This window comes from Bacteroidota bacterium (genome assembly GCA_016706865.1).
Lineage (GTDB): Bacteria > Bacteroidota > Bacteroidia > Chitinophagales > BACL12 > UBA7236.
Genome location: JADJIS010000001.1, coordinates 492,479 through 511,171, shown reverse-complemented (window position 1 = coordinate 511,171; position 18,693 = coordinate 492,479). Strand labels below are relative to the sequence as shown.

Below are 18,693 nucleotides of genomic sequence, written 5' to 3'. Positions count from 1 at the left end.
TCAACTTTTTTAATATTCAATATATACATCCTCAATACCTGTTTCCGTATATTCATTTCCATCCTGATAACCCATTTCACCTTTTAATGTCAAGCCCACAGATCCGCTCCATTCATCCATTTCACAAATGCCGTCACATTCACTGTCGCAAGCTAAACCAATTCCGGCATAAGCACTTGCTGAAAGAGAGGCTTCAAAATATCCAGAAATAAACCATTCGCCATTACTGGAATATTGGCCGGATAAACCTAAACCTACATTTGCATCAAAGTTAACTCCGGCACAACCCCAAATTAGCGATTGACCTACTCCTGCATGCACATGAATACTTGCATCCAGTCCGGTGTAATAAGTATTTAAAGCTTCGGTGAAATTCATACCGAGTTGAAATCCTGCAGTTATACCTGCTTCAAATTCAACACTTACCACTACAAAATCCATTTCAAAATTTGGAACATATGGAATTGGCATTTCAATTTTACCATCAAAATAAAATCCGCTGATATTATTTGCAAATGCATCAGGTAAACTTCCGTCGTAAGAATATTCTGTGAAAACATCTTTAACTGGTTGCTCATTTGCAATTGGATAATCACCAAATAACAATGCAAGACTTACGGATGTTACATAAGGATTGGAAGGCATAGTAACCTGACCTCCACACACAAAATACCATCCATCATCATCAAAAATACAATTCGCCTGTCCACTTATACTTCCGCCACCAGGCATACTTTCGTCGATGGAAATACTTCCAACCATTCTTCTGTTCGGATAATCGTACGACATTCCAAGATTATCAAAATCCATCGATTTATCAGCACCACTCATTTTCAGGTCATCAACATCCACTTTCTGATTTTCCGCTGTAATTTCTCCATACACTGTAAATGTCCATTTGCCCGAAGTTTTGGAAGCACCCGTAACATCACCGGTAAATTGATAATTGGTCCAGCTATTTGTTTGCGGATACATTCTTCCAAATAAATTATTTAAACTCTGACCATCATTTGTGTACTGGAATTCCTGATTTGGAATTGTATTAATTGCAGTGCTGTCGGTAAGGTGATATAATTTTACGTTGTGATTAAAGTAGGGAGCTTCCGAGACGGTTCCACTTACAATTAATCCGTTATTCTGAAAGGTTATATCTCCTGCATTAAAATCTGCAATAACTCCATTTACTTCCATTCCAAATCCAAAAGCTTCTAATTCTGTTGAAATAGTTCCATTATTATTTTTAATTAAAAAAGCTGTTGGTTGAACGGAAATGGACGGTAAATGTAAATCAATAATACCTGGTAGCGTTAAATAACTTTCTCCCGTGTAATCATCTTCATGCACATATAATGCACCTTCATCGGTTGTAAAGGTAGTAACACTAAATAAGGCAAATGTATCATTATTCATTTTAAATTCTGCATCCGCATTGCTGTAAAATAATAATATTTGTAAAGTAAGATCATTATTATTCCATGGTAAACCCGGAATATTTGCAATGCTGGCAGCGGGATCTGCATCATTTCCACCCACATAAATTTGCCAATTTGTACCGTTGTAAATAAGATCCGGATTATTTTCAATTTCCAGATCTAATATATCTATTAATGTAACATTTGAAGTACCCAAAGTAGAAGAAGTGGAATATACCAGTTCACCGCTTTCAATTTTGATATCATCAAAATCAAATAGCACACCGGAGGCATCCAATTTTCCTGAATTCATATGAAATCCGGTATTATTTAAACTCCATGATGTGCAATTCAGATCCCATTTTTCCATTTCTACTGTAAATGGCGTTGTTCCTGATTTGTAAGAAGTAAAGGATGGTGTTACACGAATATTTCCAACATGCAATGGAGAAACAAAACCATCGCTATATGCAATTGTTGGATCCAGCCAGGTATCGAGAACAAGGGAATCGGCATATACGCGATTGGTGCTGGAATTTGTGATATATGCTGAAACATTTTGCATATTAAACGACATTTTTGCTCCGGGATATGGGATTTCAATTTCATAATAATCAGTAGTTGGAAATATTGCAGTACCAGTTGTAAATAAAGTGATCAAATCATGACTGATATCGGCATAATACATATCTCCGGTACCGGTTCCTGTTTTATTTTTTAAATAAAATCCTGTGGAACCATATCCGGTAAAATTAAAAGCAGGATCAGTAAATGTGGTTTCAAGAATTCTTATCGGACTTTTAATTTTTCCGGAAGTTGCATTCACTTTTTCTACAACACAACTTGCTGCAATTATTCCGGCTTGCGCCTGATATTCGTCATACATTGTTATGGCAAGTGGATCTGAATTGGAAATTGTGAAACTTGCATCCACAGGTTCTGCATATGCAACTCCGCTTCCATTTAATGTTGTGCTCGCTTTTATTTTTACGTAATTAAAAGGAAAACGCACTTCGTCGTCCATAGAAAAACGACTGTTATCAGCCACATCAACCAAAGAACCACTTATTTTCACATCTCCTCCGGAAGTAGATAAATATTCTATTTCTGTTTTGAATCCCAACAATTTAGAAATATCCATTCCTGCATAATTCGTGAGATTAAAATTAACACCTGTTATATTGCTTGAACCTGAGGTAACCACCCAATGCGAATCACCAATTAATCCCGTTCCTTCTTTTACTGCACGAACAGTAAAACCGGATGTTTTTGGAACACCTTTTAAAGTATAATTTCCATTTGCATCGGTGTATGTTTCCAAATGTTCCATTCCGGCAGCGTCAATAAATACTCTTGCATTTTCTACCGGTGGAGTTCCGTTGGTTACCTTTCCGCTGATACTTGCACCTTGTAATAAAACAACATCATAATTCACCATAAATTCTGATGCTTCGTTGGTAATAACTAATTCTTTCTGAACAAAAGTACTTCCATCAGGTCCATTAATTAATAAAGTAAATGTATTTCCGCTATTTTCAAATAATATATCACGAATACCATCCGAACCCGTACTTAAAGCATCAGTTATTCCTACCACTTCCACTTCTGCATTTACAGGATTATCATAAATATCAGTAACATTTACACGTAAACGATGTAATTTTTGATATACAATAAAATCCAAACGCAAAACATTTCCGGTATCAGGAATATATACGTTTTCAAATCTTGTAATATATCTCGAACTATCAGGATTTATTTCTGCTAGCCAGGTTCCTCTCGATGCATAAGTTGCGTAAAAAGCAAGGTCACAGGAGGGTCCACTGGTTCCTATTCCAGAGGTACCGGTTCCGGTATATTCTGTTCCAGTGCCGTTCATTACACCACCGGTTGTTTTTGTATCAATAGTTAATCCGGTAGTTTTCGCATTTGTAAAACCATCGGGTGCGGCTTTATTAAAATCGGTATTAATTTTTATTCCCGTACCCATATCACCTGATCGGTTGGTAAATGTTTTTCCTCCCAGATCAATTCCTCCCATGTCGATACCACCCACATCAAATTCTGTATTATATCCTTCATTATAAATGTTCTCATTTTGAAAAACCTGTATGCTCGGATCCCAGGCATTTTGTTCCCACATTTCTTCATAATTCGGAATTAAAACGGTAATGTCTAATTCATGTTGCGATTCTGCATAATCTGTAAATGCACCAAGGTCTAAAGTGAAATCTTGTTCCTGGCAAGCTGTATGTACTTGCGGACCATTTCCTATTTGAACATAAGAGGTAGCTGCAGGATAAGTACTCGTATTTTCATTCCACCATTCTGTATAAATATAACCTGTAACTAAAACAGCAGGCTGTAAAGTATCTGCTACACGATTTAGTATTTTTCCTTTTTTGAGATAAATTGGATAGGCAGTTTTTGTATCATCATAACCATATTTACTAAATTTCAACTGACGCGTAAATAAAGATACACTGCTTGAATTGTATTGTTCTTTTGTAAGAGTTAAAAAATAAGTTCCGTCGCTAGCGGTTTTTGTTTGCATTTCCACAATTTCGCCTGGATTATCCAATAATTGAACATCAGCATCAAGCAATGGAAATCCATTATCGCTGCGCAACACTTTTCCAAATATGATGGGATTTTGCGGAGCAGCCTCCATGGTGTAGGTAACTTTCATTTTTGGGTAATATCCTTCTCTTGCCAGACTCTCGGTTGTAGTTGCGGCATATGCACCGTAAGGATGCACTATATTATAATTAAAATCAGTTTTGAAAGTATGTTGAGGAATTAAATAATTAATATCGGAATTTTCGTAATCGGGTATTGCCAATAAAGTATAATTATCTGACACACCGATATTTTTTACCAAATTTTTGAAAGTAATTTTTCCATTTACATCAACAAGGCCACACCCGATAATATCACTTTGATTTATTGTGGATTCACCGAAATACATAAAATCTTCATAAATATTAACCATTTCCATCCCACCATAAAGTCCGCCACCATCGCCACCCCCATTGTCTATATTAACATGAAGCTCTGTTCCCGTGAAGTTGTATAATTTTTCCGCATTGGTAATTAGTTTAGCAATAGCCACATTATCGATTCCTCCAACTATACCTTCATTTTCCGGAACATCGGTAGGTTTGCTTTTGCGTATTAAAACAACTAACATATCACGCAAAGCCGCATTTGGTACTTTGTATTGAACTGCAACATCCGGATCTGCTTTAACCGTTATTGTAAGATCATAAGAACGAACATATGCCAACAGATCAGGAACTTCTTTGTATTGTGCCGGTAAAATTGTAAAATGTGTTGCGGGACTCGTATAATAATCGCTTTCAATTTTAATTCCGAGTTCCTGGTATAATATTCCAGTATACGAACACGGTGCTGAAACTGCATCCGGAGACGGCGCACCATATAAAATAATTCTTTTAGGCATTGATTTGCCATATGCCGTTGGAAGAGAAATATCAATAATATCATCTTCCGGAGCATAATTCAATTCTTTATTGATGTTCAAATTAAAATTTCCACCGGGGTTAATATTTTCAATGCCGGGGTTAATATTTTCGAAACCGGGGTTGATATTCTCATATCCGGGCAACATTTCATCCATGCCTGGAAAATCCATATTTTCTTCATCCGGAATATCAATGGAACAATTATCTTCTCCGAAGATCATGCCTTCCATAGCTATTAATCCATATGCTGCGGTGTCGGTATAATTAAATAAATATTTTCCTTGTGCATCAGTTGTTACGGTAATTAAATCGATGCGATCGCGGGAATATACTTTTTGTCCGTCTTCTGTTATAACATACTGCAGTCTTTGTAATGTAACATCCACATTTTTTAATGGGAATACCTCTGCAATATTTGGATCGTCGAATTTATAATTAATAATACCTGTTACTACAGCAGTTCCACTTAGTGTCGTATTTTCTGTGTCGTCAAGATCTACTTCCAGAGTAGTAAATTGAGAGCTATACACTGCTTTATCTTCTTTGTTATAATTATTATATTCGTATCTGAATTGAATTTCTACTGCCGGACTCAAATAAATATTGTCAACAGGTTCTATTACTAATATATAATAATCATCATCATCAAGACTTTTAATTAATTTATTAAAAGAGGCGTGTCCTGTAGAGGATTCCACCCTTGAAATTAATGTTCGGCCAGCACCATAATCTTTTGCACCCAGAACCCCAATTTCACCAAGATCTTTGATCATATCACCACTTTCCACATCGTAAATTGCTCCATATCCACCATCTAAATTCATTCCTTCATTATTCGGAAGTTCTGTGGGGGTTATTTCGCGATAGATGGAATATCGATAGAGGCCTCCGTTCAATTGTGAAATCGACTCATCTGTTTGATCAATTTCAAAATCCCAAGGTAGTTGACTTTCGAATACTTTGTCGTCGTCTTCATCTTCAAAATAAAAATATTCATTTTCGTTTACAAAATAATCCGCATCAAATCCTCCACCAAGATCCATGGTATATTTTCCACCTGTTTTATCATTAGCAGCGAGGTCGTCGGAAATGGGAATCGTAGTTCCACCACTCGTATTTGAATAATTACTTACTCCGTTCTCATTGTGAATGGTATTGATATCTACATTTAAAACATAATCGCGAACCCTTGATCTAACGGCACCGACATAGGTTGATGTAGAATCGGCAATATTTCTAAAACTATTATCCGGCTGACAGTAATACGGATTATTTACATACACTTGTAAAACCCGATAAAGATCACCGGTAAAAGTTCCGGATATCGGATCTGATCCATCTCCTCCACCACTATAATTTACAACATTGGTTGTTCCACCCAGATCTAGTGTATTGCCTTTGCCTAATTCCAGTGTATTACCCTTTCCTAAATCTAGTTCGGGAGTAGTTCTAAGGTTTTTGTTGAGATTTAAATAATTTCCAAAATCAAAATCATTGTCAATTACATAATCTTTATCATCAGCTGTTTCAAAAGTATATCCTCCTTCGGGTTCGCTTCCGAATCCATCAATAAATCCAAAGTCACCAAGATCAAAATCATAATCACCACCGGATCCTGCGCCTGCATTATTAAAATAATGATCAATTAAATTAGCATCGGGAATTGTAACGGTAACACCACTTTGCACCAATCCCAATTCAGGCAAATTATTTGTCATAAAATAAAATGAAAAATCTCCATTTGCCGAACTGGTGGTATTCGCTATTACATCATCATTATCCGTTTGTGATAATCCTTCGGTGTTGTAGGGTAAATAAATGGAATCAGCACCTCCATTATATTTTAACATGTATTTAGTAATAAGACGCAAGGGTTCATTTTTGAAGGGATAATTAGTTGCTGATGCCGTGGAATTAATATTGGTATTTGTTCCCTCTGCATCCGGTTCGCTCGCGTAATAATATTGCAGATTTCCGTTAATACGAACGGTATCACTATGTAAATTAATTACAAAAGTTCCGGTGTCACTTATATAATTTATTATTGTTTGTTTATAAGTAAAAGCACAAACCTCGCTTTTTCCATCGTTTTGAAAATAGGTGGGATTTGTTGCATTAAATGCAGTTACCTGCCATGCATAAGTATGACCGGTTTCTAAAGGTGGTTGTCCCGGACCATATACCAATAAGGGTAAATTGGTGGTGGTTTGATAAAAAACCGGAGTGGTGGATGCAGCCATTGCATCGTAAGGATTTCTATCGAAGGGAATTACTTCAATTAATTTAAAATCATATTGTGTGGAAACGGGTGCACCCGGAGGAGTTATCCAATTAAATACTACTGTTTGTGGAAATGTTTGACTTACAGAATCGCCGCAAATAGGTGACAATAAATATGGTGCATCGAGGTAACGTATATAAATAGGAATACATCCCGAAGGTGCATCGGCAGATAATTCTGCTTCGGTAAAATAATCTTGTGCCTGCACGCATAAGGTATAAAATCCGTCAGGAATAATTCCGGAAATTATAATTGCTTGAGCATCAGCACCTACTATGGTATATCCAACATCATTATAACTTTGTAATTCGCTTCCATAAATTGTTCTTGTTGCAAAGGGTGGAATATTTATTGGGAGCGAAGGCAAAAATCCGGGATTGGTATAAGCTTCTATTCCATTATCACCGGTAATATGTACAGCCAACTTAATATCGTAATTTACATTTGATGTATTGGTAATGGTGATGATGGAATTTGCATCAAAGGTCAGATAGTCTGCAATAACCGGCGAATACGGTGGCATAACCTGCATATTCACGATAAGTGGCGATTGTGCAAATAATCTTGTATTTATCAATACAAAAAACAAAAATAAATATTTCAACATAGATGTTGTTTTCATATTACTGACTTTTTAGAAAATAAATATTGATATTGAACTCTGAATGTATAATCGGTATAAGATGGTGCTGTTGCGATAGCACTTGTATAATTATTGCTATATCCGAATACACTTAAAATATGATTTTTAAAGAAACGATAACTCAAATTTGCATTGTAAGTGAGAAGATTATTTCCTTTTATTTCATCCTGCGTGATAATATTATAACCTGCTGTTACACCTGCACTCAAAGTGTTCTTTAAAAAACTTTTTGATGTCCCAAGGCTAGCTCCTTTATAACCTGTGGTAAATAATTCGCTTTTGATAGTATTGTTATTTACACTCATGGAAATACTCCAGGCATCTTCGGTATGAGATAGAGAATAATTGAGAAATTGCGTGGTAGTTACATATTCGGTGTACGATTCGGTATAAATATTCTGATCATCTAGATTGCGTGTGTCGTAAGTTAAAAGTATGATATGGCGCAATTTGTTTTTGCCGAGTATCACACGTGGGGTAACCGTAATTCCGCGATTTATTTGTGCAAGACGAATGGTATCGTTTAATTGGCGAATGCCTTGCACTTGTCCAACACTATAATTATAATAATTTCCCGAAATGCCAAACATCGGACTCGGATTAATATTAATAATTGCCGAACCAATTACGCGTTTGGTTTGATATGATCTGTTGTTGGCGAGATTATCGTGTTCGAATCCTATGCTTCCCGAAAGATTTATTTTTCTTTTCCATAAATTTAAGGAAGGGGCAATGGTATATTGTTCAATATCATTGGTAACAAAATATATTCCCATGGATTTATAGTCAGGAGAAACACGTTTATAGACAACTCCCAATCCAAAAAGGGAAGAAGAATATCCTAAGGAAGCATCCATGGCATATTGAAATTGCGTGGTTGCATTTACATCGAAGGCATTTACAACATCAGTTAATAATTTATCATTTATTTCTTCTACTTCTCCGTTTATATCGTTAGTATAAACACTTGCCGCAGTATTTATTTTTAATAAAAATCTTTTAGCTATTTGCTGATATAATGTAAAACCTAATACTGTATTTGCAGCCGGCCGCGCAATATTTGTATCGGAAGGAACCAGAATTCTGTTCGGATCGTCCCATCCTTTTAAATAAATGAGATCAAAATAATTTGTTGGTCTTCCAACTCCCAATTTAATTGACAATGCATATCTATCGTATGCCGATTGCCCAGGTAAAACCAAAACAGAATCGGCGCGCACTGCTTTAATAAATCTGCCATACACGGCACCGAATCGAAATTTGCCCGGATTTAATTCTACGCCACCTCCTAAAAATGAATGGCCCGCCAAGGTATAAGGGGAGAAGGTAATATTTCTATACCCTGCATGCACGGTTATCCATTTGTATTTCGGACTTGCCCCAAACTGATTAAAAGGTTGGCGAAAACTTCTTTCCTGTTCGCTCAACACAAAACTGAAAGGCAAAGAAATATTCTTCCATGTAAGATTAAAATTTCCGGCCAGCACATAAGAAAAGGGACTGCGATAAGCACTATCCAATGAAGTAAAATAGAACACATTGCTCAGCTGTAATCCACCGTTGATCCCCGCTCCCAGCGATTTGTTCTGCACGCTATCCACAGCAGGTTTAGCCTCCTCAACGGCTGTTGAATCAGGGTTTTCGGCCCTTAAAGTGAGATCCGCCGCCAAAACGATCAACAAGCACAAACAAATTTTCCGGTAAAGGGTCATGTGTTTTATTTTAATTGCTCAAAATTGCAGGGAAATGGCGGGGTGAGGAATACCACAATGAGGGGAGGATGGAGAACAAGTGTGAACCTCACAGGTTTTGATATGATAACGCGACAACCTCACAGGTTTTGATCACGTGAAAACCTCACAGGTTTTGGAAATAACGGTCGAGAACCTCACAGGTTTTGAAAACCTGTGAGGTTTAAAAAGAAGAAAAATCGATTTGGTAAATGGATGAATTTCAAGGGGTTGTGAAGGGCGTTTTTGGATATAGCGTGAAATTTGGCATGAAAAAAATGCAGAAAAGGAGGGGTTTTGATGAAAAAATTGCAAAATGATTCACTATAAATAGTGAATATGATGAAAGATTTGCAAAAGGTTGGTGAGGATGGGGAGGGGTTGTAATTTTAGGTGTGTAAGAGTGTATAAGCGGGTTGAGACGGGAAAACTTCTCCAATAAATAAGTTATAGGATATGCTCATGCAATATTTATCATCGCTTCATTATAAGAAAACCTTTGACTTCGACAGTTCCTAACTGACTCGGACTGATGCTTTTTTTTCAATTTGCTTACAGACACGTTTAATCTCACATTTAACCCAATTTTTATGAAAAACATTTTTACTGCGTCGCTTTTGCGAACTACTATACTTACTATTTTAATAATGATTAATATTTCCCAATCAAAAGCACAATATTACCCCGAAGAAGAATTTGATACAACCGGAATTATTGTAGATACAAATACCGACGGAATGGATACAGTTTGGTTTTATGGAGACAATCTTACAGATACAATAAATACCGAAGACTTTAGACTTGGACTTCATGATTCTGTTATTAATGTTAGCCTTGGGTCAATAATGAAACCTGTTAACAAAGGCCTTTATGGGTTTAATACAGCTGGGATTTTTGGGCGGAAAATAATGCCCAACGACACTAGCAGTATTGACCAATGGCAATGGTTAAGCGATTTAAAACCTGAAACATTGCGGTTTCCGGGTGGCGCTGACTGCAAATTTATGGATGTGATGCAAGGGCCTGGTTATGGATACGATATTGAAAAAATTGCAAAATTTTATGATGTAACAGATAGTATCACCAATAACCCGACTTTGCCAGACATATTAGATGATGCCGATAAGGAGGATTCGCTAATTACCTGGATAGACCCTGGGTATGTTGATGAATATTTAAATTTTTATGAAAGTTGGGTGGAGCAAAATTTATTAGATTCTTCACATCGATATATTGACGACTTTATTACTTTGGTTAAAAAAATTGAAACTGAAAATGAAGGGCATAACGTCAAGGTAATTTATTGTTTGAATATTTTCAGCAACACGGCGACTGAAACAAGAGAAATAATCGAATATTTAAGAGATAATCCCATACATGATCTGACGGTTGCATACGTAGAAATGGGAAATGAACCCTATTTTGATTACACCAGACTAATGATGGTCTGGCATACGTTTGAAGACTACTGGCAATTTATCAATGGAATAAATAATGATTCATTAGACATATATGTAGTTGGTGATTCTGTTTGGAATGACCATGATTTTATAGGCACATTTAAAAATAATCCTGAATTTACCAGCAAAGTTTCGATTCCAGCAGAAAACCTGCATGAATCCATTTATGCATTACGCGACGCTGGACCTGCAGGCATTGGCACCCGCTCAGATGAGGATTGGAATAATCATCTACGACTGAAATATAGTATTAAGGAACCAATAACCGGATTAATAAATAAATATCGATATGCATTTGATGCAGTTATCCTGCATCCCTATTACGATGGACACAATTGGGATTCGATTCCTTTAATGCTGCTTGATTCCAGTTACGCCTGTTTAAACGATGATATGAATCCCAATAATGATCTTTGGGTGTTTGAGAATTACGATGCAAGGCTCGAAGACACATTTGATGACATCGGAATTAATTTCAGAACGTTTATCAGAACAAGATACCTGGAATCTTATGATGTTCATAATTCTGTATTAAATTTTGACCTTGATTCCTTGTCCAAAAAAGATTTAATTATTACGGAATGGAATTTTAAAGATCAAGGTAATTATCGTGAAGGTCAACTTAATAGAATCGGAGCATTTTCGCACGGTTTTATGCACGGATTTATCATCTTTGAATGGTTCCTGAAAGATATTAAATTGAACAATAATCCAAATTACAGAGCAGGTTTTCATACTTATTCGACTTTTCATAATTATGGAGGAGGAGGAACTAATGCAACTATTTCACCTGCACGTCAACATGAACTTGCTTTTCTGGGTATGGATACCCTGCCATATACATATAATGTTGATTCAAATCCGGACGGGCGCAACTATTTAATGAAGCGCACCACACATTTTGTTTTTGAACTCCAAAGTGAGATCACGAAAAAAAATCTGAAAATTCTTCAAAGCAATTTCGGCATTTATGTGGCTAGTGTAAATGTGCAACCAACCGTTTTTATTGACACGGAAAAGGCAAATATTTACGTCTACTATTCAAATCAAAGAGATACAACACAGCAATTTAATTTGAACACAGGGGGAACTACCGGGTTATTTCCAGGTGGAACTTTAATTATTACTGATACTGCAACAATTTATTGCTTAAAAGCCTCAAAACCTTATTCTACTTCAGGACAAGGAAAAAATACTATATACAAATTAAATGAATGTTATAAAAATCCATATAATTATGACTTTCCAATTGAATTAATTCAGGTGGATACTTTTTTAAATATTCCAAATTGTCCCGGAAGTGGCGACCCTTTAAAATGTATTATTGTTCCACCTTATTCTTTCGGGTATATTAAGATTCCAATTGGAGCATATTATCCACCGGGACGTTTGGCTGGTTCTGCAATGTATGATGTAAATATTTATCCGAATCCGGCTAATGATTTTATTAACCTGCAAGCTAAATGTTTACAAACGGATTGCAAAATTGAAGGATCCCTAACAATTGAGGTAACCAATTTATTAGGGGAGGATTGTTTAAGTGGAAAGTTGGATAATAACGGCATAGTAGATATTTCTAAATTTCCAAATGGAGTTTACCAAATTTTGATTAAATTTGATGACGGAAATACTATAGTTAAACAATTTGTAAAACAATAAATGAATTCATCAAAATTTAATCTAATTCAATATTCAGCTATATCAGCGTGTTTCCTGGCATTACATCAAAATGTTAGGGGGCAGGCTATATATACTAATATTGATCCAGATCTTGAGTTGGACAATAATTGGGAATCTGCGGGTATAGACATGAATAATGATGGAGTTCCCGACTTTGGTTTTTTAAATAGATCATTCGATTTTTCAACTTTCTATTCATATTACAGCTCACATTTTGAAGCTATTTATGCAGGACCCCAATCTCCAAACAATGAAATTGCAGCCCTGACACATGTTATTAGTCCTTCATATGGAGGTTTTACAGTTTACTTCCCGTTCGCTTTAAATGAAAGCGATTTAATTAACGAGGTTTTAACTTTTCATAATAATGGATACCAAACAATGGCCTACCGGTATATTCAAACTGATGGCGATTATTTTCCAAAAGGCGGCATCTGGTACCCTGAAGTTTTGGATCATTTTTTAGGTGTTCGTTTTATAGACACTTCTGATTGTTTGCATTATGGTTGGATTAGATGTGATATTAAAGACAATGGTAGAACACTAATAATTAAAGATTATGCATACGAAATAAACTGCAATACCGGTATTTTGGCAGGAGACACTATTGGAGACACGTCAACTGTTAACCTAGAGGAAATTAATCTCCTCAATGTCAATATTTATTCATTTAACAGCGATGTTTTCATACAATTTCAGGAAATTTCTGAAAATTATTCGTTTCAAATATTAAATTTATCAGGAGCTAAAATATCTTCAGGAATTTTGTCAGGCAAGAATAATGTAATTCCTATGAGCGCCAAACCAAAAGGTTATTATTTTGTAGAAATCTATAAGGGACAGCAAAAATTTGCAGCGAAAAAAATATTTATTAATTAAATTAAATGGTTTTGATTATCCTAATACAGAAATCCCCGTCCGTCGCACATCCTATAACAAAAGCTTTGCAAAATGGCTGTGGGAATCGCGAACATGAAACTTTTATTTTCCAAAGGTAATTTCTGATATGATGAAAACTTTCGCTTCGAATGCCGCCACTTCGCAAAGCCCTGAACGTTACCGGCAACTTTTGAAGACTGTACAACCTCAACATTTGACTGAAAACTCATGACAGCAGAACTAACATAGACAGGACAATGCTTAACGACTTTTTCAAACTCAACAACACACCGATAGTAATTTCGGCTCAGGCGGACTTCCTTAATTCATTAAGAACAACTGACAGTTTAAGAGACTTTCTCTATCAGCCGAATGACTTACAACCAGCAACTGGCAGTCCTCATCCGAAAATTAAGTTTCTTAAGAAAACATTTACAAATGCGAGTTTTTCTAAAACCTTAATAAAAGATGTGATTTTCACTAATTGCGTTTTTAAGGACTGTTTATTCATTGGTTCTACAATAGAAGATTGCGAATTTCATGACTGTCGTTTTGAAAATGTAAATACTCATAAGATTGAAGTTAGAAATACTTATCTCAATCCAGACAATTTCAAAAATGCAATAACAGACAGTAAATATTCAAACATCGCGGTTCATCTCTTTCAAAGAATTTATGACAACCTCAAAGACAATGACCAGCCAATTTTAGCAAGGGAAGCAGAATATTATTTTCTTAATTGGGAGAGAAAATATCTAATTCAAAAGTATAAAAATGACAAAATTGGTTTCTATGACTTTTTAAGAAAAATAATCACCCGACAACTTCATTATTTTATCGGTTATGGGATTAGGTTCTCGATTTTTTTCTTGTCGTATTTTACATTTCTACTTCTTTTGGGGTTAATCAACTATTTCCTTTGGGACTATTATTCCATAAAAACAGACTTATTCCAGTGTAGTGAAATACATACTCCTATTCACGTTGCATATTTCACATTTTATACAACAACTTCGTTAGGTGCTGGTGAAATGTTTCCTCAAAGCGACCTTGGAATTATATTGGCCATTTCACAAAGTGTAATAGGTTATATTTTCATTGGTGTTTTCCTCTCAATGCTTATTAAAAAAATAGTAAAATGAAAGCAGAAATAAATTCAACCGCTCTTTATGGTTCAAGAGCAAGAAAAGACTTTGACATTCACAGCGACAATGATTTGCTTGTAGTTTCAGACAGTTTTGAAAATCAATATGGAATTGAGAAAGCATTTAATGACAAAGGATACTCATGTTCTGCATATACTTTTAGAAAACTTGAAATTCTTTCAGACAAAAAAGCTCTTTTCATCCAACATCTAAAACAGGACGCTACAATTCTTTCAGACAAAGATGGCAGACTGCAAAATTTGTTAATCAATTACTCTCCTAAGGACAACTACGATAATGAAATTAAGGAAACTGTAGCTTATTTTGACTTACTAAAATATATTCCAGATACTGTTGAGGGTATTGGTTGGGCTTTTGACATTATAGCCATTGGGTTAAGAAACTACAATATCTTACAGCTTGCAAACCACAAAATCTATGAGTTTTCATTAAACAATATCCTGAAAAACTCTCAAGGACTATTTAATTTAAGTAATGACGAAGTCAGTTTATTAGTAAATACACGGATTGTAAAGAAAAACTATCGTGACAAACATTATCAATTAATTCCTACAAAGTATGAACTAAATGCCACGATAGAAATAATTGAAAAGAGATATTCCATTCGTATCAAACCAATATTTCTAAGCAAAGACAATTTTAACCAATATGCTTTTACATCAGTTTATTCTAACCATCAGTTTACTGCTTACCAAAAACTTAGACTATTTGAGGCGTTCACAATGACTTCATCAGTTATTCGGGACAAAAGCACTTATGAAAGGTGCAGACGAATAATTGAAAATCCTAAATTCTATGCTTTTGCTTTTAATAAACAATCATACATAGACGACTTACTAATTGAAATGACCAGATGACAAATGACAGCAAAGCAGTCTGGAAAAACAGGTTTGCGATAGCGGGGATTTCGTGCTTCGCAGACACATTTGTGAAAGGTGGAAGTTTGGTTCTCCGAATGAAGCTTAGTGCTAAAACTCCCCGCCATCGCAAACTTCAAAAACGTTAGGCACAAGCTTACTAATAACATCAATGATCAAAAGCATAACAATAAAGAAAGTTGCAACCTTCGATGAAACAGGAATAGAAATATCCTCTTTCAAAAAGGCGAATTTTATTTATGGGGTTAACGGTAGTGGTAAGACAACTATTTCAAACTTCCTCTACGAGCCTAAGAACTCTAAATTTTCAGACTGTAGCATAAGTTGGTTGAATGACTTAGATATAAATACAATTGTTTATAATAAAGATTTTCGAGACAGAAATTTTGGTAAGGGAACAATTCCTGGGGTATTTACATTAGGTCAGGCTTCTAAGGAAGAAGCATCTGTTATCGAAGTGAAAAGAAATGAACTTAAAGAATTACAAGACAAAGGCATTCAACAAAAAGCGGTTCTTGACAAACAAATAGGAACAAGAGATCAACTTGAGGAAGATTTTAGAGAGGAATTCTGGGAATCCATTTACAAGAAAAATGAAGTCCAATTCAAAGAGGCTTTTAAGGGAGTAATGCAGAAAAAACCCCTTGCAGTCCGTGTAATAGAGGAGTTTGATAAGAATACTTCTGTATTAACAACCACCCAAGAGTTAAATGAAAGAGCTGACACTATTTTTGGAGATACCCCTTTGAAACTTCTCTACCTACCCTCAATAGACTATACCCGAATAAACGAGATTGAAGATGATGCCATTTGGAAAAAGAAAATAATCGGAAAAGCAGATGTTGAAATTGCAAAGCTTATTCAACGATTAAATATTAATGATTGGGTCAATGAGGGGCGATCGTATTTGCTAGAAGATGAAACTTGCCCTTTTTGCCAGGAGAAAACTATATCTCAAGAATTTAGGAAACAGTTAGAAGGATACTTTGACGAATCTTTTACGAAAGACACGACTTCCGTTAAGGATGGAAATGAAGAATACATTCGTCTTTTTGAAAACCTTTTAAATCAATTGCAACATATAGAAAGCAGAGAAAAGCTGAACAAGGACACCAAACTTGACCTTGACAAATTTACAGCATATGTAAAGACACTCAGTAGTCAATTTGTTAGCAACAAGGAATTCTTGAATAGTAAGACAAAGGAACCCAGCAGGAGCATAGATCTTATAAGCACAAAGGAGCAATTAGACGAAATAGTGGTTCTTATCGGAGCGGCAAATGCACTAATTACCAAACACAATGACATTGTAAGCAATTACCCTACAGAGAGAACTAATCTTATAAATGATATTTGGAAATTTCTCATCGAGGAAAATAGAATTAGAATTGAACATTTTATTAAGCACAACAACGGCCTTTCGAAAGGAATCGAAAATATTGACAAGAAACTTCGAAAACTTAGAGCCGATTATAAAACACTAGATGCGGAGATTAAAACCTTAACAAAGAATTTAACCAGCATTCAACCTTCCGTAGATGAAATAAACAAAATTCTTCAATCCTTCGGATTTCAAAATTTTACAATTGTTCCGTCAAAAATTGGCATGAACCAATACCAAATCGAAAGAGAAAATGGTGAATTAGCTGAATCAACTTTAAGCGAGGGCGAAATAACATTCCTTACATTTCTTTATTTTCTTCAATTAGCGAAAGGCAGCACGAATGAAACCGAAATAACTGATGACAGAGTTTTAGTAATTGACGACCCGATTTCAAGCTTGGATAGTACAGTGTTATTTGTTGTCAGCTCCTTGATTAAGGAAATTCTCAAGGCTGTCAAGGAGAACAAAGGAAGTATTAAGCAAGTGATCTTACTGACTCATAATGTTTACTTTCACAAGGAAGTATCGTTTATAAATGGTCGTACCAAAGAGTGTAATGATAGCAATTTCTGGATACTAAGAAAAAATGAAAAGGTCACTTCTATCCAAGACTTTGAACTAGTTAACCCAATCCAAAATTCTTACGAACTTCTCTGGCGTGAACTAAAGAACACCCAAAATAATTCGGGAGTTACCATTCAAAATACAATGCGTAGAATAATTGAGAACTATTTTAAAATACTTGGCAAATACGGGGACGATGACCTGATTAACAAGTTTGACAACCCTCAGGAAAAGGAAATTTGCAGATCATTAATTTGTTGGATTAATGAAGGATCGCACACAATTCCAGACGACTTATTTGTAGAAATGCAAGACAACATAATTGAGAATTATTTCAAAGTGTTTAAGGCAGTCTTTAAAGAAACAGGACACCAAGAGCATTACAATATGATGATGAATTAAAATGCAAGTGCCGAAACCGTTCAATCGCAAAAAATAAATTAAAATCGTAATTTATGTCACTAACTGAGTATCAACAAACTTTACGAGGACTTCTAGAAGAAAAACTTGGATCGCCTGCAGTTTGTGAATGGAGAACCCAGATGGAGGCAAACACTTATTCACCACGTCTTGACGTTGCCGTAGGACCCTTTTCAATAGAGAATGGCGTTCAGCTTATTCATCAGTATGACGTGCTATTTGAGAAAAATATTGTATTTGTAACTAAACTAATCAAGTGTCATTTAAATAATCTATCTTTCATAAATCAAGACATGCCTACAGAAGAACTTGAAGAACAAGTGCATCAGAAGTTGAATGAGATAAGATATTTTAACTACAATTCGCGGTGTTTTGTTGCTGTCGAAATTGAAAATGCGGTATCGAGAAAACATTTGATGGGAGGTGCAATAAATGCATCCGTTTTAGGAAGAATAGGTATTGCAGTTGGCTACAATAATGAAATGCATAAAGCTTTCTTGAACTTGTATCGATATTTCACATTCTTACAGAGTGTAGACAAACCAACTTTTAGAACTAATAATTTGCTAGTGTTATCTGCTGAACAGTTGACAAATATTTGTGATGAAGAATAAGCCAGTGCCTAACATCGGTTTGGCGATATGGGGGCTGAAGTGCTTCTATGAAAATGTTGTGCAAGGTTCAACAGCAGTAATTCTAATGAACTTTATT

The 18,693-nt window shown here is 35.4% G+C and carries 8 protein-coding genes; 6 read left to right on the top strand and 2 right to left on the bottom strand.

Going from position 1 to position 18,693, the window contains the following annotated elements:
• Nucleotides 1–9: 9 nt before the first annotated feature.
• Together IPI31_02050 and IPI31_02045 are read right to left on the bottom strand one after the other, a co-directional pair.
• On the bottom strand, nt 10–7,800 hold the full coding sequence (locus IPI31_02050) for a carboxypeptidase regulatory-like domain-containing protein (GenBank protein MBK7566583.1): 7,791 nt from the start codon (nt 7,798–7,800) through the stop codon (nt 10–12).
• On the bottom strand, nt 7,797–9,503 hold the full coding sequence (locus IPI31_02045) for a hypothetical protein (protein MBK7566582.1): 1,707 nt from the start codon (nt 9,501–9,503) through the stop codon (nt 7,797–7,799). Before IPI31_02045 ends, IPI31_02050 begins: the two co-directional genes overlap by 4 nt.
• 638 nt (nt 9,504–10,141) lie before the next feature.
• Between IPI31_02045 and IPI31_02040 the strand changes: the two genes are divergently transcribed.
• From IPI31_02040 to IPI31_02015, 6 genes are all read left to right on the top strand, one after another.
• Entirely contained in the window at nt 10,142–12,670 is a 2,529-nt protein-coding gene (locus IPI31_02040) for a T9SS type A sorting domain-containing protein (protein MBK7566581.1), read from the top strand.
• Entirely contained in the window at nt 12,671–13,570 is a 900-nt protein-coding gene (locus IPI31_02035) for a T9SS type A sorting domain-containing protein (GenBank protein MBK7566580.1), read from the top strand.
• 257 nt (nt 13,571–13,827) lie between these two features.
• On the top strand, nt 13,828–14,712 hold the full coding sequence (locus tag IPI31_02030) for a pentapeptide repeat-containing protein (protein ID MBK7566579.1): 885 nt from the start codon (nt 13,828–13,830) through the stop codon (nt 14,710–14,712).
• Nucleotides 14,709–15,593, top strand: coding sequence for a hypothetical protein (locus IPI31_02025; protein ID MBK7566578.1), 885 nt, complete (start codon nt 14,709–14,711; stop codon nt 15,591–15,593). The genes IPI31_02030 and IPI31_02025 overlap by 4 nt, the downstream gene beginning before the upstream one ends.
• A 172-nt stretch (nt 15,594–15,765) precedes the next feature.
• On the top strand, nt 15,766–17,964 hold the full coding sequence (locus IPI31_02020; GenBank protein MBK7566577.1) for an AAA family ATPase: 2,199 nt from the start codon (nt 15,766–15,768) through the stop codon (nt 17,962–17,964).
• Between the two features lie 53 nt (nt 17,965–18,017).
• On the top strand, nt 18,018–18,596 hold the full coding sequence (locus tag IPI31_02015) for a hypothetical protein (protein ID MBK7566576.1): 579 nt from the start codon (nt 18,018–18,020) through the stop codon (nt 18,594–18,596).
• Nucleotides 18,597–18,693: the final 97 nt, after the last annotated feature.